The 19,571-nt window shown below is 41.3% G+C and carries 16 protein-coding genes and 2 pseudogenes; 16 read left to right on the top strand and 2 right to left on the bottom strand.

Translation table 11 applies throughout. From position 1 onward, the window contains the following. Positions 1-30 precede the first annotated feature (30 nt). From HCX92_RS05700 to HCX92_RS05630, 15 genes are all read left to right on the top strand, one after another. Positions 31-1,332, top strand: a complete 1,302-nt coding sequence (locus tag HCX92_RS05700; RefSeq protein WP_211182292.1) for a lipopolysaccharide biosynthesis protein — start codon at positions 31-33, stop codon at positions 1,330-1,332. Between the two features lie 119 nt (positions 1,333-1,451). Beyond that, positions 1,452-2,630, top strand: coding sequence for a hypothetical protein (locus HCX92_RS05695; protein WP_169293980.1), 1,179 nt, complete (start codon positions 1,452-1,454; stop codon positions 2,628-2,630). Next, a complete protein-coding gene (locus tag HCX92_RS05690; protein WP_169293979.1) occupies positions 2,627-3,766 on the top strand; it encodes a glycosyltransferase in 1,140 nt (379 codons plus the stop codon). The genes HCX92_RS05695 and HCX92_RS05690 overlap by 4 nt, the downstream gene beginning before the upstream one ends. A 76-nt stretch (positions 3,767-3,842) precedes the next feature. Continuing rightward, on the top strand, positions 3,843-4,979 hold the full coding sequence (locus tag HCX92_RS05685; protein WP_169293978.1) for a glycosyltransferase family 4 protein: 1,137 nt from the start codon (positions 3,843-3,845) through the stop codon (positions 4,977-4,979). Between the two features lie 11 nt (positions 4,980-4,990). Further along, entirely contained in the window at positions 4,991-6,028 is a 1,038-nt protein-coding gene (locus tag HCX92_RS05680) for a polysaccharide biosynthesis protein (protein ID WP_169293977.1), read from the top strand. A 3-nt stretch (positions 6,029-6,031) separates the two neighbouring features. After that, positions 6,032-7,147, top strand: a complete 1,116-nt coding sequence (locus HCX92_RS05675) for a capsular polysaccharide biosynthesis protein CapF (protein WP_169293976.1) — start codon at positions 6,032-6,034, stop codon at positions 7,145-7,147. Positions 7,148-7,165: 18 nt separating this feature from the next. After that, entirely contained in the window at positions 7,166-8,296 is a 1,131-nt protein-coding gene (gene wecB, locus HCX92_RS05670) for a non-hydrolyzing UDP-N-acetylglucosamine 2-epimerase (RefSeq protein WP_169293975.1), read from the top strand. A 12-nt stretch (positions 8,297-8,308) separates the two neighbouring features. Continuing rightward, on the top strand, positions 8,309-9,466 hold the full coding sequence (locus HCX92_RS05665) for a glycosyltransferase family 4 protein (protein WP_169293974.1): 1,158 nt from the start codon (positions 8,309-8,311) through the stop codon (positions 9,464-9,466). A 132-nt stretch (positions 9,467-9,598) separates the two neighbouring features. Continuing rightward, entirely contained in the window at positions 9,599-10,000 is a 402-nt protein-coding gene (locus HCX92_RS05660) for a hypothetical protein (protein WP_169293973.1), read from the top strand. A 91-nt stretch (positions 10,001-10,091) separates the two neighbouring features. Continuing rightward, positions 10,092-11,126, top strand: a complete 1,035-nt coding sequence (locus tag HCX92_RS05655; protein WP_169293972.1) for a hypothetical protein — start codon at positions 10,092-10,094, stop codon at positions 11,124-11,126. Between the two features lie 143 nt (positions 11,127-11,269). Beyond that, positions 11,270-11,875 carry a sugar transferase gene (locus HCX92_RS05650; RefSeq protein ID WP_169293971.1) on the top strand — a complete coding sequence of 202 codons (606 nt, stop codon included), beginning with the start codon at positions 11,270-11,272 and terminating at the stop codon, positions 11,873-11,875. Then, positions 11,865-12,404 carry a GNAT family N-acetyltransferase gene (locus tag HCX92_RS05645; RefSeq protein ID WP_169293970.1) on the top strand — a complete coding sequence of 180 codons (540 nt, stop codon included), beginning with the start codon at positions 11,865-11,867 and terminating at the stop codon, positions 12,402-12,404. The genes HCX92_RS05650 and HCX92_RS05645 overlap by 11 nt, the downstream gene beginning before the upstream one ends. Positions 12,405-12,456: 52 nt before the next feature. After that, the gene (locus HCX92_RS05640; RefSeq protein ID WP_169293969.1) at positions 12,457-13,461 is read left to right on the top strand and encodes an ATP-grasp domain-containing protein; all 1,005 of its coding nucleotides are present in this window, start codon (positions 12,457-12,459) and stop codon (positions 13,459-13,461) included. 58 nt (positions 13,462-13,519) lie between these two features. Further along, complete coding sequence (locus HCX92_RS05635) at positions 13,520-14,698, top strand: DegT/DnrJ/EryC1/StrS aminotransferase family protein (RefSeq protein WP_169293968.1); 1,179 nt, start codon at positions 13,520-13,522, stop codon at positions 14,696-14,698. A gap of 3 nt (positions 14,699-14,701) precedes the next feature. After that, positions 14,702-16,819: a nucleoside-diphosphate sugar epimerase/dehydratase gene (locus tag HCX92_RS05630; RefSeq protein WP_169293967.1), complete on the top strand. Its 2,118-nt coding sequence runs from the start codon at positions 14,702-14,704 to the stop codon at positions 16,817-16,819. Positions 16,820-17,004: 185 nt separating this feature from the next. Here HCX92_RS05630 and HCX92_RS05625 read toward each other — a convergent pair whose 3' ends face one another. Both HCX92_RS05625 and HCX92_RS05620 read right to left on the bottom strand, forming a co-directional pair. Next, positions 17,005-17,775, bottom strand: a complete 771-nt coding sequence (locus HCX92_RS05625) for an IS3 family transposase (RefSeq protein WP_371808399.1) — start codon at positions 17,773-17,775, stop codon at positions 17,005-17,007. A 47-nt stretch (positions 17,776-17,822) separates the two neighbouring features. Next, positions 17,823-17,981: pseudogene (locus tag HCX92_RS05620) on the bottom strand (DUF1153 domain-containing protein); the annotation flags it as partial. Between the two features lie 97 nt (positions 17,982-18,078). Here HCX92_RS05620 and HCX92_RS05615 point away from each other — a divergent pair. Then, positions 18,079-19,571: pseudogene (locus HCX92_RS05615) on the top strand (IS3 family transposase); the annotation flags it as partial.

Here is a 19,571-nt window from a genome sequence, read left to right as displayed (position 1 = left end):
ATAATACTTTAATACAAAGAAGGGCTAATTTTGAAAGCACTCATTCAAGAGAAAATCTTGAAAAATCCTTTTGTACGCCGTGTTAGTGTTCTTGTTGGCGGAACAGCTTTAGGACAGCTTATTACAATTTTAGCACTTCCTATCCTTACTCGTTTATACGGGCCAGAAGCATTTTCTGTTTTGGCGGTATATAGTTCTGTTTTATCATTAATTACTGTTATTGCTTGCCTACGCCTGGAAATTGCAATTCCACTACCCAAGTCAGACCGTATGGCAGCAGCACTTTGTGTTTTAGCGATAACAAGTGTTATATTTTTTACTTTATTAACCACTGTTTTTATTGCCATCTTCCCAGATATATTTAATACATTAACAGACAATAAAATCAGCCATTTCTTATGGCTCCTTCCTATTGGTGTATTAGCTATTGGGCTGTATAACACCCTTCAGTATTGGAGCACAAGAAGAAAAAAATTCCACCTAATTGCCAAAACTCGTATAACACAATCTCTTAGTGGCACAATAATTAAATTAATCGTCGGCATTATAAATAGCAGCTGGACAGCCGGCTTAATTATTGGCCAAGTAATTTCTCAAGGAACAGGATTCATTAGTCTTAGTCGCTCTTTATTGAAAAATGACTGGCAGCTTTTTAAAAAAATAAAGCCTGCTTATCTAAAAGCAACATTAAAAAAATACAAAAATTTTCCAAAATACTCTACGTTGGAAGCATTTGCTAATGTAGGCGGCATCCAAATACCAATAATACTTATTGCCTATTATTCAGCAGATGCCGAAGCAGGCTATTTAATGGTTGCCATGCAATTGCTTTCTGCCCCTATGAGTTTAATTGGAAATTCAGTGGCTCAAGTTTATCTATCAGAAGGTGCCGAGCGGCATCATCGTAATGAACTAAAACAATTCACCATTAAAACAATAATCAATCTTGCTAAAATAGCTTTTATACCTTTACTTTTAATTGCACTCCTTGCTCCATTTTTAATGCCTTATTTTTTGGGGGAAGATTGGCAACGAACGGGTAAACTTATAAGCTGGATGGCACCTTGGTTTTTTATGCAGTTTATAACTTCACCTGTTTCTATGTCTTTGCATATCACAGGAAACCAGAAAATTGCTTTTATACTGCAATTTACCGGATTGCTGTTACGGGTTGGAAGCCTTTTAATTACAATCCAATTTCATGAAAAATATCTTGTTGAGTCTTATGCCATATCTGGATTTGTTTTTTATTTAGTTTATCTTTTAGTAATATTAAGAGAGATTTCTATTTATAAAAAAGATTCTCAATTTAAATTAAATAAAGAAATATAGTAATTATTATAGTTTCAAAAAACCTTTAACTCTTACAAAACCTAGTAAAGAAAATAAAAAAATAATATTTCATGAAGATCAATCAACATAAAAATAGTTAAAAATAAAATATTATCAATATGAAAATCACATATAAACAAAGTGCACAATTATTAATAGTTATCTATTTACCAATTATGTTTTTAATGTGGCACCATCTTGTCTATGGAGGAACCAATTTAATTGGAGCCACTACGCTCATGTCAATTATTGGAATACTATTTTTTTTCTTATTCATAAAAAAACAAAAAATAGATAAAAACACTCTACCTGTCTATTTATTTTTTATTTACTGCCTCTTATATATTCATATACATTTAATCATAGTAGGTAATAAAACTGATATGTTTGATAGAGACCTATACTCCTATCACTTAACGATATCTATTTATTACTTAATATCTTACACGGTAGGACAACATATTACAAAAACAAACAATAAAATATTATTATTATTTTATCTTTTAATATCAATAAAAATATTTAGCAATATTGATGGCAGCACTTTTAGTATTAACTTGAGTGATATTGATAATGAAAAGCGAGGAGTCTATTTGGTTTTAGCTGATATATTCTCATTATTTTCTTTTATCATTATATCCTCAACATCTTCATTTCATAAAAAAATTATATTATTTACAGTAAGCACAATTATATTGTTTTATTTAAATTCAAGAGCTACACTTTATATTTTTATTTTTGTAAATATAATTTATTTTATATTTTTCTTTAAAACTAAAAAAATAATATCTCTTATTTTTATTGCAATACCATTTTTTTTATATTTTAGCGACTTCTTTAATTACTTAATAGACATCAATGAAAGAATGTTATTTATTTTCTCCTCCCCAATGGAGGATGCCTCTCATATTGCAAGGGTTTCACTTTCAAAAACTGGCTTTGCAAGAATTTATGAATCTCCCATTATTGGTGATTATGGTGGTGTAATAGAAACAAACAATCATCTAGGAACCTATATACATAATATATTTTCATATTGGCAAACATATGGCTTCATTGCACTCATATGCTCTTTATATTTTTTCATATATCAACCAATATATACCATATCAAAAATTATCAAAACAAAAAAAACAAGGGATAATAATTTCCCTTCATTAATTTTTTGTTTATCACTATATTTGCCATTAATGATTATTTTAGCCAAATCATATACTTGGCATTACGCATGGTTCTGTCTTGGCGCCATACACAAATATCTTTCCGAAAATAAAATCAACATTAAATCAAACAAATGAATAATAATATAAATTATTGTTTCATCACACTTTTTCGTGCTGATAAATCGGCAAGTGGCTTGGCATTTAGAATGCCACTTTTATGGAAATCACTATCTGAGAAACATGATAACATCTATTTAATAATCAATAAAAGTTTGTATAAAAAAACTCTAAGCAACTTAAATCAAAAAGAAAAGAATAATATTTATATTATTCCAGAATTTATGGGATTTAAAGCCACTTCATTTTTATACACTCCCTTATTAATCATATTCTTACTTTTCTTCAAAAAAATAAATAAATTTCACTTATCTGTTGGAGGAGCCTATTTTATTAATTTCCTAGAAAAAATAAGAAAATTAACAAATAAAAAAATCCTAATTCATACCTCAATAGGATCAAAAAATCTTGAAATGATTACCGGCGGAAATAAAAAAAGCCGTTATTACAAGCTACATAAGAATCTATTAAGTAAAGCCGACAAAATTGATTGCCTATACTCACCCAATGGTTTTCCTGAACATAGAAAAAAATGCATTCAATCTCCCGGAAGTTTTAGTTGGAAATATTCTAGTGAGAAAATAAAAAAAATTAATTTACCATTAAAAAAAACAAATAACATCTTATTTTCAGGAAGCCTAATAAAACAAAAAAACTACGATTTAGCAATAAACTCCTATATTCTATTCTGCAATAAACAAACAAAATCCTTTGATTTAACACCCAAACTAATAATCTCAGCTCCTTTTATCCATCAAGAATTAAAAACAGAAGTTGACGAATTTAACAAAAAAAAGAAGGGAGAAATTATTTTTACTAATTACAATGAAATAGACTCCCTACTTAAATCATCTTTTGTTTTTTTAAGTCTACAGGATTTTGATAATTACCCCTCACAATCTTTAATCGAAGCCATGGCAAATGGATGCACTATTATTGCTACAAATACTGGGGAAACAAAAAAAATCGTCAAAGAAAAAATTGGTAATTATATAATAGAAAAAGACATTAACATGCTAGCCGCAACATTAATTAAAATATTTAACAATACAAACAATTTAAGCAATTTTGAAAATAGAAATTTTATTTTAAAAAACCATACCATTGAAAATTACAGCCAACATTTTTTCAATAACTTTATAAAAAACGGATAACCTATTCAATCTCAAAAAATATTATTAAGTAATTTTATTTAATAATCCAATTATAATTTGGACTAAATATTTTAATATGAATATTCTATGTTTTACAGGCAGTTATCTCCCTGGTTACAAAGGTGGAGGTCCTATAAAAACAATAAAAAACCTATTTGATCAAACAGGTGATGAAATAAACTTTAAGCTTATAACCAGCGATAGAGATCTAGGTGATACTTTTCCATATACTTCTATAACCAGTGGGGATTGGAATCAAGTAGGCAAAGCTTCTGTTTTCTATATTAAACCGGGTAAAAGTGGTTACACACAAACTGCACGGATTTTACGTAATAAAGATTACGATATTGTTTACCTTAATAGTTTCTTCTCCTTCCGTTTTTCTTTTTTCCCTTTACTAATTTCCAAAACACTAAATAAAAAAATCGTACTTGGTCCCAGGGGAGAGTTTTCAGAGGGTGCGTTATCTCTAAAATCTTCTAAAAAACGAATTTTCATATTCTTGTTTAAATTATTGAGGTTACACAAAGGTATCATCTTTCAGGCATCAAGTAATTATGAAGCAAACGATATTCGTCGTGTACTTGGCCATAACGTTGACATTCATATAGCCGAAGATATTGGAACACAAGAGTTTGCAAAAGATATTAATACAACTTCAAACTCATTAAATACTGTTTTTATATCTCGCATTTCTCCTAAAAAGAATCTTCTCTTCGCACTTGAAATACTGAAAAAAGTTCAACAACCACTTACATATGATATTTATGGACCTATTGAGGATGTGGATTATTGGCAGCAATGTGAAACAGCCATTAAAACTTTACCTCCTCATATCCAAGTTAATTACAAGGGTAATCTAACCCCTGACAATGTAATCAATACACTTAGAAATTATGATTTATTTTTCTTTCCTACCAAAGGAGAAAATTACGGTCATGTCATTGCAGAGGCACTCTGTGCTGGGTTGCCGATTTTAATCGCAAATACTACGCCTTGGCGAAATCTTCAAGAGCTCGGCATCGGCTGGGATTTACCGTTAACCAACCCTGATGCCTTCAGTGATGTGCTCAATAATCTGGCTACCATGTCACCAGAAGAGCACCTCGCTATGCGCCAAAATGTATTAGCTTGGGCAAAAAACAAATTCTCACAGCGCGATGCCATAGAAGCCAATATCGCGCTATTTAAATACGCTTATCATAAAAAGTAAGGATCAATTAAATGCTCTTCAAGCATAAGACTTTGTTAATCACTGGCGGAACCGGCTCTTTTGGCAACGCTGTTTTGAAACGCTTCCTGAATACCGATCTGGCAGAAATCCGTATATTCAGTCGTGATGAAAAAAAACAGGATGACATGCGCAAGCGTTATGCCAGTTCTAAACTCAAGTTTTATATCGGTGATGTACGTGATTACCAAAGCGTACTTAATGCTACTCGTGGCGTAGATTATATATTTCATGCCGCCGCATTAAAACAGGTACCGTCTTGCGAATTTCATCCCATGGAAGCTGTAAAAACTAATATCGTGGGTACTGAAAATGTGTTGGAAGCTGCTATCCAGAACCAAGTGAAACGTGTAGTCTGCCTAAGCACAGACAAAGCCGTATACCCTATCAATGCCATGGGCATTTCAAAAGCGATGATGGAAAAGGTAATGGTAGCCAAATCTCGGCATGCCGAAGATGACAAGACGGTTATCTGTGGTACCCGTTACGGTAACGTCATGGCCTCCCGCGGTTCTGTAATCCCCCTGTTTATTGATCAGATCAGGGCTGGTAAGGCATTAACGCTGACCGACCCAGACATGACCCGCTTCATGATGACTCTATCTGATGCTGTTGACTTGGTTCTGCATGCTTTTGAACACGGCAACAATGGGGATATTTTCATTCAAAAAGCACCCGCTGCCACCATTGAAACACTTGCCAAAGCACTAACCGGTTTACTGGGTAAACCGGAGCATCCCATTGAAGTAATTGGTACCCGCCACGGGGAAAAGCTGTACGAAGCGCTTTTAAGCAGAGAAGAAATGGCGGCTGCAGAAGATATGGGCCAATACTACCGGGTACCACCCGATTTACGCGATCTTAACTATACAAAATATGTGGAACAGGGTGAAGAAAAGATCACCCATAGTGAAGACTATAACTCACACAACACTGAGCGCCTGGATGTGGAAGGAATGCAAAAGCTCTTGTTGAAACTGGAATTCATGCAAGCGATACAACGCGGCGAACACGTCGTACCAGAGGAGTAAGTAATGCGAGTCTTAATAACGGGTTCAAATGGTTTTGTAGGACGTAACCTGCAAGTTCATCTTGCAGAACGTAAAGATATAGAGGTCATCTTATTTACCCGCGATCAATCGGTGAATCAACTGCCAGAGTTGGTTTCACAGGTGGATTTCATCTTTCATCTTGCGGGCGTGAATCGCCCCACTGATCCGCAGGAATTCATCAGCGGCAATACTGACCTGACTCAGGCATTATGCAGTGCTATTGTGAACTCTGGCAAAAAAATACCAGTAATTTATACCTCATCCATTCAGGCTGAGCGCGACAACTCCTATGGCAGCAGCAAAAAAGCGGCTGAGCAAGCGTTACTTGAACTGGCAAATAACGGTTTTCCAGTACATATATTCCGTTTACCCAATGTTTTTGGTAAGTGGGCAAAACCGAATTACAACTCTGCCGTAGCCACCTTCTGCCACAACATTGTGCGCGGCCTGCCCATTCAAATCAACGACACTAATGCTGTAATTAATCTGGTATATATTGACAATGTACTTGAACACTTCATGGCGCTGATGGATGGAAAAGTTGAGGGTCAGCAGTTCATGGAAGTTGCGCCTGTTTATGATATTACAGTAGGCGAACTGGCTGCTCAGCTTGAGCGTTTCCGCGACAGTCGCGAAACCCTGACTACCGAAGCAGTAGGCACCGGATTAACTCGGGCGCTCTACTCTACTTATTTAAGCTACATGCCTCCAGAAAGTTTTACTTATTCAGTCCCCAAACATGGTGATCAGCGGGGAGTGTTTGTAGAAATGCTTAAGACTCAAGACTCTGGACAGTTTTCTTTCTTTACTGCACACCCTGGCATTACCCGTGGCGGTCATTATCACCACTCAAAAACAGAGAAATTTTTGGTTATCAAGGGGAAAGCCTGCTTTCGCTTCCGCCACATTGTTACTGGTGAGTTTTATGAGTTGTTTACTTCTGGCGATGAACCGGAAATTGTTGAAACAGTACCAGGCTGGACACATGACATTACCAATGTGGGCAATGATGAAATGGTCGTCATGCTATGGGCCAATGAAATTTTTGATAGAGAGAAGCCTGATACCTATGCCATGGCAGTGGGTACAGCAGCTTGAGTTGCACAAAGGTTTGAAATGAAAAAATTAAAAGTAGTAACCGTGGTGGGTACTCGTCCGGAAATTATTCGTCTTTCCCGAGTAATGGCAAAACTGGATGAACATTGCAATCATATATTGGTACATACAGGCCAGAATTATGATTACGAACTCAATGAAATTTTCTTCCAGGATCTGGGCATTCGTAAGCCGGATTATTTCCTGAATGCAGCCGGAGCCACCGGTGCAGAAACCATTGGTAATGTGATTATTACTGTTGACCGGGTTTTGGCTGAAGTACAACCAGAGGCCCTGCTTGTTCTGGGTGATACCAATAGCTGTATGGCAGTCATACCTGCAAAACGTCGTAAAATCCCAACTTTCCACATGGAGGCAGGAAACCGCTGCTTTGACATGCGAGTACCTGAAGAAATCAATCGCCGTATTGTAGATCATACGGCAGATATCAATCTTACCTACAGCACCATTGCCCGGGACTATCTGTTACGTGAAGGTTTGCCTCCAGATATGGTTATTAAAACTGGCAGCCCCATGTTTGAAGTATTGAATCATTATCGAGATGGTATTGAACAATCAAATGTGCTGGAGCGACTAGGGCTTGAACCTGCTAAGTTTTTTGTAGTGAGTGCACACCGGGAAGAAAACATTGATTCGGAAAAGAATTTCTTTAAGTTAGTAGATTGCCTGAATGCAGTAGCCGAGCAGTATGACTACCCTGTAATCGTATCCACGCACCCGCGCACCCAAAAACGAGTTGATACGCTGAACGCTAAGTTCCATAAAAATATACAGTTGTTAAAACCATTAGGTTTCAAAGACTACAACAAACTTCAACTCAGCGCAAAGGCAGTACTGTCAGACAGCGGTACGATAAATGAAGAATCTTCCATCCTGAACTTTCCCGCACTGAATATACGCGAAGCGCATGAACGTCCAGAAGGTATGGAAGAAGCAGCGGCCATGATGGTTGGGCTTGAAAAGGAACGTATTTTGCAAGGGCTACAGATTCTGGAAAGCCAGAGCCGGGGAACTGAACGCAGCTTGCGTTTGGTGGCAGACTACAGCATGCCTAACGTGTCTGATAAGGTAGTACGCATTATCCATAGTTATCGGGACTATGTGATGCGAACTGTTTGGAAACAATATTAAAATATAACAATTATGGGCAAAAAAAAGACTGATATTGCAATAGTAAATCGCAGCTTCTGGCCTAAAAGCCAGGTTATTGGTGAAGGGCTTTTACAATTTGCTGAACAGGCTGCACAACACCATTCAGTATGTGTTATTACTCAAGCTGAAAATGATCTTGCTGCCTTATTAGCAAAAGAAGGTCGGGGTGAAGGGATTCAGATTCGGGCATGTAAAGCCTATACAACTTCAGCCAGTAGCTTGGTAAAACGGATTGCAGAAGCTGTTTTTTTCATGTTGTGGACTTTCATTAGCCTTGTGCGTGCCAAACCTGCAAGTGTGTACGTTTCTACTAATCCGCCTGTAGTGGTGCCATTTATTGTTGCACTATATTGCCGTTTATTTGGCGCACAATATATATACCACCTGCAAGATATCCACCCGGAAGCCGCTAATATCGTGGTGCCAGTTAACAAACTACTTTTTCGACTGCTCCAGGCAATAGATAACTATACCCTGCGCCATGCATCAGCGATTATCACTCTCACAGAGGATATGAAGGCTTATATCCAGCAAAGGAGTAATACCTCAAGTCCAATACACTTACTGGATAATCCTTCTTTTGAGGTAACTCCTGTACCTATGGCGCAGCGTACAAAGGACATCGTTTTCTGCGGAAATGCTGGCCGTTTACAGCGTATTCCTTTGCTGTTGACAGCGATTCAGGACTATTTGAAGCAAGGCGGTAAATTATGCTTTACATTTGCTGGCGGTGGGGTACATGCACCAGACATCCAAACACTTGCTAACAGTTATGAACAAGTGCAATACCATGGCTTTATACCCGCCACTGAAGCGGCAGATCTAGTTAACCAGCATAAATGGGCGCTATTACCCATTGACGACGAAGTAACAAAATACGCCTTTCCCAGTAAGTCTTCTGGATATGCGTTATCAGGAGCTGGGGTATTGGCTGTATGTGGACAAAATACCGCTGTAGCACGTTGGGTAAGGAAGCATGAAACGGGTATCGTCTGTGATGCAAACCATGCCGCTCTGGTAGATTGTTTTTTTTCTATTGAGAATAACATGAGCGCAAGCTATGCTGTAAGTCCCGAAATGAAAGACAAGCTTCAGATATCTTACTTTGCACAACAACTTTACCATCTTGTTTCTTCTGGTTTGCGATGATTACAGGATCTCAAAAAAACGGTCACTTAAAAAGTGGCCGCCCCTATAGAAGAATTGTTGTTACCCTCGCTTTTAAAGCGGAAAGATGATAAAAACTAACTAATTAAAAAAATAAATTTCACAGGTAAAATAATGAATGAATGGCATGCTTATCATAACCGTAAAACTCAAGGAAAATTTAGTAAAGAAAATTCTTATACCAATAAAAACATTAATATTATTAAGGGAGACAAGTTATATATCATTTCTGGACAACAAGGAAATCCAACAGAATATTATCTAGAAGGCATATTTGAAGTTATAGAAAAAAATACTGATGGCCCTTTTAAGCTACCAAACAGCGAAACCCAAAAAAACATAAAATTCATACTAAAAACCATAAAAACATCATCGACTGACATTATTCTTAACAATGAACCTTGGTTCAATAAAGATGAATTCAGGAGTCTATTTGCTAATGGCTTTGGAGTAACTAAATTCAATTCAAAATCTGAAAAACATAAAGAATATTTTGATTTTTTATTAGGCAGTTAGAATAAAAAAGTTTCTTGGCTCATAAAACCTATGTCATTACACTTAACTTGAATAATTCATTCTTGTTTCTAATATTTAATCAAAAAATAAAATGAAAATACCTGCTTTAGATGTTGAGAAATTAAAAGAAAATGCCCTTACATCAATTCGTCTTGGAATCGAAGACTTCCAGCGTAGTCAACTTACGATGGCACAAGGCGGTGATCCAGCTCGTACCTTATCCGCTATACGAAATTTATTTGCAGGAGTTTTACTTTTATTCAAATACAAAATCGCTATATCGGTCGATAACCCTGAGGATGCAGCAACGCTTATTTTTAATCCACCAGAAGTTTTGCCTAAATCAGATGGAAATGGTGGAATCAAGTGGCACCCCATGGGAAACTTCAAGCGTACAACTATTGACGTTAGTACTATCAAAAAACGCTTCGAAAGTTTTGACATAGACGTAGATTGGAAAACGATAGATACACTACAGGAGTGTCGCAACCATTTAGAACACTTACACCCAGCACATACGCTTGGGCAGGTTGCTGACTTCATCGCTGAGCTGTTTCCAATACTACATGATTTTGTAGAAAAACAACTCAATGAGAAACCTGCTGAACTGCTTGGAAAATCTTGGGAAATTATGCTTGAACATCATAATTTCTTTATAAGTACCAGAGCGGCTTGTAACACTGCTTGGGCTGAAGCAGACATACCTGAACTAATGCAAGACTACCTTGACAAGTGCCAATGCAAGGAATGTGGCTCATCACTACTACGTCCGCACCTTGAGGACATTGACAACGAAGCAAGTGTTCAAGAGCAAGACAAATTTTTTAGGTACGACTGTGTAGCATGTGGTCATAGTGACCTAATCGCCCCACTAATGATTAAAGAACTTAATAAAGAACATTATTACGACCCACGTGATGGTGGTGAACCTGATGTAGAAACATGTTTGACATGTAGACGAGATACATTCGTAGTCAGTGAACAACACTGCTTATGGTGTGAGGCAGAACTTGATTACACAAAATGCTCTATCTGTGAAGAACCTTTACGGCAAGATGATCAATTTAACAACGGTATGTGTGGGTATCACTCCCACGTATATGAAAAGCTAATGCATGATGATTGATATTCGGTATCCCTCCATACAATAAAAAGAACCAAGGAGTAAAGCAACTGTAAACTCCATGTCATTACAAACAGGCAAGGCCTTAATTAACAAATACCAAATACATTAAATTTTTCTTTCTACATTACCCAAAAATATACTTTATGATTAAACGAATATTTGATATTCTTGCCTCGGCTATTGCCCTGCTTCTGCTATCACCTATCATTGCCATAGTTGCATGGCAAATCAGACGCAAACTGGGCTCTCCTGTACTATTCCGTCAGGTTCGGCCTGGCTTGAACGGCAAGCCCTTTACCATGGTTAAATTTCGCACTATGCGCGATGCATATGATGCTCAAGGAGACCCCCTTCCAGATAGTGAACGATTGACCGATTTTGGTAGATTTCTACGCAAAACAAGCCTGGATGAACTCCCAGAGTTATGGAATATCCTTAAAGGAGATATGAGTATCGTAGGGCCACGACCGTTACTTACTAGATATATTCCTTATTACACAGAAGAAGAAAGTAAACGACATAATGTTCGGCCAGGGTTAACTGGTTTAGCTCAAATATCTGGACGAAATGCTATTACATGGGAAGAAAAGCTAGCATTAGACGTTGAGTATGTAAAAAAAATAAATTTTTTATTGGATATAAAAATAATATTCAAAACAATACAAAAAGTTTTTCAGGGTAGTGATGTCTTAGAAGCCGCTCCTCAAGGACCTTTAGATAAATACAGAGAAAAATTAAATGAAAAATAAAATTTACAAATTTGATGTTTTTTCATCTAACGATGTTGAGCAAAGAGTCGCAGCAATAAACTCTTATGATGTACTTTCAGGTATTTTTATTGAAGTTCCTGCAACGGTAAAAAAAACTGAAGCATGGGCCAATTCTATTTCCAACAATACGAATCGAAAAGACTTTGTTTTAAGAGAAAAAGATAAAGCAATTGCTTTTTCTGGTTTGGTTAATATCAATAACAAACATGGAAATGCGGAGCTCTATATTTTTGTTTCTGAGAATTTTTCTGCCAAGGGTATTGGCAGTTACCTATTAGAGTGCACCCTCAAATACGCAAAAGATGAGTTAAATTTGAGGAAAATCACTCTTTATGTTTCTGAAGGGAATGAAAAAGCATGTAAGTTTTACGAAAAATTTTCTTTTTTCAAAGAAGGTACTTTAAAAAAACACTCATGGCATCGTGGCAAATATTTAGATAGATACATTTATTCCCTATTCCTAGATAATTTTAAGTCTGATCTTAATATTTATAAAGCGATGCAATGAATATTTATTCATACAATAAAGTTGAAAAATTTTTAAAAGACATTAAAAAACCATGAATGTATTACTTACGTGTGCTGGCCGACGCCACTACCTTGCCTCCTATTTTCAAAATGTGCTTGCTGGCTATGGAAAAGTAGTGGGTACTGATATGGATTTATCTGCTCCAGCATTACAGGCATGTGATGTTAAAGCACAAGTACCCGGTGTTTTTGCTGATAACTATCTCAATAATCTGAAAGAGATTGTCATTAAAGAAAATATCAATATGATATTTTCTCTTAACGATCTTGAGGTAGGTCTGTTATCAGAGAACCGGGAAGAGTTTGAAAAAGAAACCGGTGCAACTTTATATGTACCACCAGTTAAAACACTAGAAATATGTGCTGATAAATGGCTTACATACCGCTTTGCCAAAGAAGCTGGTATTGATACACCTGCTACCTATCTAAACTTGGAGGATGCTAAAACAGCACTAGCCACAGGTGAAGTCACCTTCCCACTCATTGTTAAACCCCGTTGGGGAAGTGCTTCCATTGGGCTTTTTATAGTTGACTCTCCTGAAGAGCTCGTTGAAGGCTTTATCCAGTGTCAGCGAGCAGTAACAAAAAGCATACTTGCTGAACTCGGTTCAGAAAGCTCAGTGATTATTCAAGAGTTGATCCAAGGGCATGAATATGGTGTTGATTTGCTATATGGAAAAAAAGAGAATTTCATTGGATTTACAGCCAAAAAAAAATTGGCAATGCGTGCCGGTGAAACAGATAAAGCCGTGACTGTTGATCCAAAATTATTCGAGGCATTGGTAGCTAAAATCTCTGGTATGCTTTCTCATCGTGGCAATTTGGATTGTGATTTCCTGGAACGGGATGGCAAGTTTTATTTACTTGAGTTCAATCCACGTTTTGGTGGTGGTTATCCTTTCACTCATCTGGCTGGTGCTAACCACGTGCAGATGCTAATCAATGATTATCAAGATCTCCCCTTACCCTCTTACGAATATAAGATTGGACAAGGGTTTGCCAAGTGCGACACATTGGTTCAAGTACCAGTAAATTGAAGTCCCCATTTCTCCGCAGTTTAAAACTTCATTTCTAAATCAATTCTGAATTTTCATCATGCTAAACACCCCCTTTTCTCCCTGGCCCTCTTTCACCGTTGAAGAAGCCGATGCCGTTCGTGATGTTATTTTGTCCAACAAGGTTAATTACTGGACAGGCACGAAATGCCGGGATTTTGAAAAAGCCTTTGCCGCCTGGACTGATACCGCCCATGCAGTAGCCGTGGTAAACGGCACGCTGGCGCTGGACCTGGCTTTCAAGGCATTGGATATTGGCCCGGGTGATGAGGTTATCGTGACTTCCCGCACCTTCCTGGCTTCGGTGTCCAGCATTATCAATACCGGTGCCAAACCGGTGTTTGCCGATGTTAGCCGTGATTCGCAAAACATTACCGCGGAAACCATCAAGGCCGTATTAACGCCCAACACCAAAGCCATTGTATGCGTACACCTGGCAGGCTGGCCCTGCGATATGGACCCGATTATGGCCCTGGCCCGGGAGCATGGCCTGTATGTGGTGGAAGATTGCGCCCAGGCGCATGGGGCCATTTACAAAGGCCAACCAGTGGGCAGCATTGGGGATATTGGTGCCTGGTCTTTCTGCCAGGACAAAATCATGACCACCGGAGGTGAAGGTGGCATGGTTACCACCAATAACCGGGATTACTGGTTAAAAATGTGGGCCTATAAGGACCATGGCAAAAGCTGGGAAGCCGTGTACGAACGTGAACATGCACCCGGTTTTCGTTGGCTGCATGAGAGCTTTGGTACCAACTGGCGCATGACCGAAGTACAGGCCGTACTTGGCCTGATCCAGCTGGAACGCATGCAGGAATGGACGAGACTTCGCCAGCAAAACGCCAACCAGATATGGGAAACCGCCAAACAGCTGCCTGCCCTGCGGGTGCCGGAAGTGCCCGAAGGCAGCGAACATGCCGCCTACAAATGCTATGTGTTCGTGCAGCCAGAACAGTTAAAACCCGACTGGAACCGCGACCGTATTATTAATGAAATGGTGGCAGCAGGTGTGCCGGCCTTTTCCGGCTCCTGCTCTGAAGTGTATCTGGAAAAGGCGTTCGACAATACCAACCTGCGCCCGGCCCAGCGCCTGCCGGTAGCCATGGAACTGGGTGAAACGTCCTTGATGTTCCTGGTGCACCCCACCCTGACCCCGGCAGAAATAGATAAAACCTGCCAGGTTTTGCGCAATGTCATGGAACAGGCCAGCAGGAGTTAGGCAATGACGGTTTCCAAAAAGGATTCCAATCTGGAACAAAAACTGCGGAATCGTTTACTGCGGCTGGACCGCAACAACAAACGCCTGTTGCAGGTGGTGGCCGATGTGGCCATTATCTGGCTGTCTTTGTGGCTGGCCTTTTACCTGCGGTTGGGTACTACCGATTTTATCCAGCCATTTGGCGGCCATGCCTGGCTGTTTATTATGGCACCGCTGGTGTCTTTGCCTATTTTTGTGGTGAAAGGGTTTTACCGGGCGGTCATGCGTTACCTGGGTTCCCAGGCCAGCACCACCATTTTTGAAGGGGTAACCATTGCCACGATTTTACTGGGTATTGTTATTTATATCGGGCCCACTAGCCCGGTCGTACCACGTGGGGTGATTTTTATTTACTGGCTGCTCATGCTGCTAATGACAGGTGGCCTGCGGCTGTTAATGCGCCATTACTTCAGCAAGGATTCACCCGGTTTGTCGGTATTTATTCCTTTTTATAATGGCAAACCCAAAAATAAAAGCGACAAGCGTAAAAAAGTGCTTATTTACGGTGCTGGACGCGCGGGCAACCAGTTGCTAAATGGCATTAACATGGAAAGCAACATGAAAGTGGTGGGGTTCATAGACGATAACCCCACCCTGATCGGCCGTGTGATTGCCGGGGTAACGGTTTTTGACCCCCAACAATTGGGCGAGGTGATTGTCAACACCGAAACCGAAAAGGTGTTGCTGGCCATTCCTTCTGCCACCCGTGCGCGTCGCCTTGAAATTATTAATGCCCTGGCTCCTTACAAGGTACTGGTTCGCACCGTACCTGGCATGATGGATCTGGTCAGCGGTAAAATTAAAGTACAAGACCTGCGCGAAGTGGATATTGCCGACCTGCTGGGCCGCGACCCCGTAGCCCCCAATATGGCGCTGTTTGAGCAATGTGTAAAAAATCAGGTGGTCATGGTAACCGGTGCCGGTGGCTCGATTGGCTCGGAACTGTGCCGCCAGATTGTCCACCTGCAACCTAAAGTACTTATTTTATTTGAACATTCTGAATTCGCCCTTTACGATATTCACCGTGAAATAAGTATTTATGTGCGCAACAAGCAACTGGATTTAAAAGTGGTGCCCATACTGGGTTCCATTCGCAACCAAAGCCGCCTGTTTGACGTGATGAGCGGCTGGAAGGTGGATACGGTTTACCACGCGGCCGCTTACAAGCATGTGCCCATGGTGGAACACAATATTGCCGAAGGAGTACGAAACAATATTTTTGGCACCCTGTATACCGCACAGTCTGCCATTCGTGCCCATGTAAAGAATTTTGTGCTGATTTCCACCGACAAGGCCGTACGCCCCACCAATATCATGGGTAGTACCAAGCGCATGGCCGAACTAGTACTGCAGGCCTTAGCACGGGAATCTACCCCGGTGCTGTTTGGGGCAGAAGAATACGGGCACTTTTCCAACCAGACCCGTTTTACCATGGTGCGTTTTGGCAATGTGCTGGGTTCTTCCGGTTCAGTTATTCCGCTATTCCGCAAACAAATCACTAACGGTGGCCCTCTTACCGTGACCCACCCAGAAATTACCCGCTACTTCATGACCATCCCCGAAGCCGCCCAGCTGGTAATCCAGGCCGGCTCCATGGGCCAAGGCGGAGATGTGTTCGTGCTGGACATGGGTGAACCGGTAAAGATTGTGGATTTAGCTCAAAAAATGATCCAGCTTTCAGGCTTAACCTTAAAGTCTAAAGAAAACCCCGAGGGTGAAATGGAAATCAAATTCACCGGCCTGCGCCCCGGTGAAAAACTGTACGAAGAACTGCTCATTGGCAGCAACGTCAGTAAAACCGAACACCCCATGATCCAACGGGCCAATGAACTGCACACCGAATGGGAAGAACTCAAGTTTCATTTGGCGACTTTGGATGACTCCATTCGTGCGTATGACTACCAGAAAGTACGTGATGTGTTTCATTTACTGGTGGAAGGGTTCAAACCGGATGAGCATATTGTGGACTGGGTGCATAAGCAGCAGGAGCAACTGCGGGAGAATGTGCAGTTGCCGGAATATGTGCCTATGGCGATTTCACAAGATGTGAAAAAACGAGAAACGGATAAGCTTTCTGCTTGACGGGGAGTTGAGGCAGGACGGGTTCCCACGCTGGAGCATGGGAACCAGAAAGAAAGCACACACTCGCTCATACTCGTGCCCACGCTCCCGCGTGGGCACGCATACGGATACCAATGAAAATACTCGTTCCCACGCTCCGCGTGGAATGCATAAAGAATGTAATGACCCAGCAGTTTCTGCTCAAATTAGGCTGCTAATGCATAAGCTTCAGCAGGTGTTTTCATTTTCAACGCCTGATGTGGGCGCTGAGTGTTATAGAATAAAATCCAGTCAGCAATGATACGCCTGGCGTGTTGTACACTTTCAAAGCGATGGCGGTGTACGCATTGCTCTTTGAGCGTACGAATTAATCGCTCCACCATGCCATTTTGCTGTGGGCAATGGGGCGTAATGAACTCCTGACGTAACCCGTAGCTGCGCACTAACTGCGTATAACTACGGCTACTGAAGACTAAACCATTATCTGAACGCAATAAAAACGGTTCTGGAACTCGACCTAGTGTGCCAAATCTGGCGAGAAGTGCTTGCTCTAACGCAGAGGTGGCTGTGCTAGCTTTACCCGTCTTGGAGAGCTGCCAACCTAATAACTCTCGTGTATAGCAGTCAATAACTAAAGCCAAACTTAACCAACCATCACGGCCACCCCAAATGCGGCACAGATCCGTTGCCCAGTGCTCGTTGGGCGACCCAGCAACTGAAGCGAGGGCTTGTACGCGAGGTCGCATGCCAGTAGCTCGTTTACGCACCTGCCAGCCTTTAAGTTGAAAAATACGCTGCACTGTGTTTTTGTTCATGCTTAGCAGTCCTGCTACCGTTCGATAACCAAAAGAGGGGTTGTCTTCAATTAGCGCCTTAACTCGACTCACTAGCGCGGGTTGTAGCCTCGGCGCTGCCTTGACAGGCTGATAGTAAAAAGTGCGGCGTGATACCCCAAACCACCCACATAGCTTGCTGATGCTGACATCAATACCGTCCTCTTTCAGTCCCTGCCAGATTGAGCGTATCAGCTCTCGTCCTTGTCCAGCAGGGATTGCAACTTTTTTCGGGCACGCAACTCCAGCATGGCCTCACCGTAAGCTTCTTGTAGATCTTTGATCTGTCGCTCGTATTGCTCACGTACATCATCCGGCTTCGCTTTTAACGCATTCTCCATGCCTGCGGTGGCATTATCTATCCAGCCCCCTGTGTCAGACTAGTTGGAACCTCAACCGATGTTAGAATTTAACTCATCCTAAGATGGGGGCAAAGAAAAGGTTCCTATGAAATACTCACCCGAACGCCGAGAAGCGATACTGGCCAAATTAATGGCTCCCCATAACCGAACGGTTGCTGAATTAGCCCAGGAAGAAGGCATTTCCGAAGCGACGCTTTACAATTGGCGTAAACAGGCACGTGATCAAGGCCGGTTATTACCAAACCAAGCCAGCACACCGGAAGGTTGGAGCTCGGCAGAAAAATTCAATGCTGTCCTGGAAACCGCCGCCTTATCCGAAACTGAACGGGCCGAATATTGTCGCCGTCGTGGCCTGTATGTTGAGCAAATACGTCGGTGGCGCAGCAGTTGTGAACAAGCCAATGACGTCAGTGCCAAAGCATCCGCACAGCAAGCAGAAATCACTAAAGCAGAACGTAAACGCATCAAGGAACTGGAGCGCAAACTGCGTCGTAAAGATGCCGCCTTGGCTGAAACGGCGGCCATCCTGGCCTTGCGAAAAAAAGTCCAGGCGATCTGGGGGGACGAGGAAAAATGACCAATGCCACAGATCGCTGCCAAATTGTTGAATTGGTCAATGAAGCCCGGAAGGCGGGTGCCCGACTGCAACGCGTGTGCCAGGAACTGGGTATTGGCCTGAATACTTACCGTCGCTGGTCAACAGGCACTGAGGATCAACGCCCGCAGGCGGTGCATCCTTTACCTGCCCATGCGCTGACAGCAGAAGAGCGCCAGACCATTCTGGATACCTGTCACCGTCCCGAGTTTGCCAGTCTGCCACCTGCGCAGATCGTGACCCGGTTACTGGATGAAGAACAATGTTATCTGGCTTCAGAGTCCAGCTTCTACCGCGTCCTGCGTCAGGCGGGTGAACAGCATCGCCGTGGGCGCGCGGCGGCACCACGCCATAAAGGTCCGCCCCGTCGTCATTGTGCCGATGAACCCAATGCTTGCTGGAGTTGGGACGTGACTTATTTGCCAACCTCAATACGGGGCCTATCCTTTTATCTGTACCTGATTATGGATATTTACAGCCGCAAAATCGTTGGTCACGAAGTCTTCGAGGCAGAAAACATGAATAACAGCGCTACCCTGATTCAACGGGCCGTACTGCGTGAAAAATGTGCGCATAAGCTGCTGGTATTGCACGCGGACAATGGTTCTGCCATGAAAGGCTCCACCCTGTATGCCAAACTGGACAGTTTAGGTATTACGCCTTCGCATAGCCGCCCTCGTGTATCCAATGATAATGCGTATTCAGAATCGCTCTTCCGTACCTGCAAATATCATCCACGGTTTCCAACCAATGGCTTTAACCAGATTGAAGATGCCCGGCAATGGGTTCATCACTTTGTACGGTGGTATAACGAAGAACATCGTCATAGCCAAATCCGCTATGTCACACCGGCTCAGCGCCATGCTGGCCAGGATGAGGATATCCTACGGGCTCGCCACGAACTGTACCAACAGGCTCAACGTGCCAATCCCGCCCGCTGGTCAGGTCAGACACGTAACTGGCAACCGATTGGAGAAGTATGG

The organism is Advenella sp. EE-W14, assembly GCF_012923605.1.
In the GTDB taxonomy this organism is placed as follows: domain Bacteria; phylum Pseudomonadota; class Gammaproteobacteria; order Burkholderiales; family Burkholderiaceae_B; genus Advenella; species Advenella alkanexedens.
Note: the sequence above shows the minus strand (reverse complement) of the source record. Positions and strands in the feature narration are given on the sequence as shown.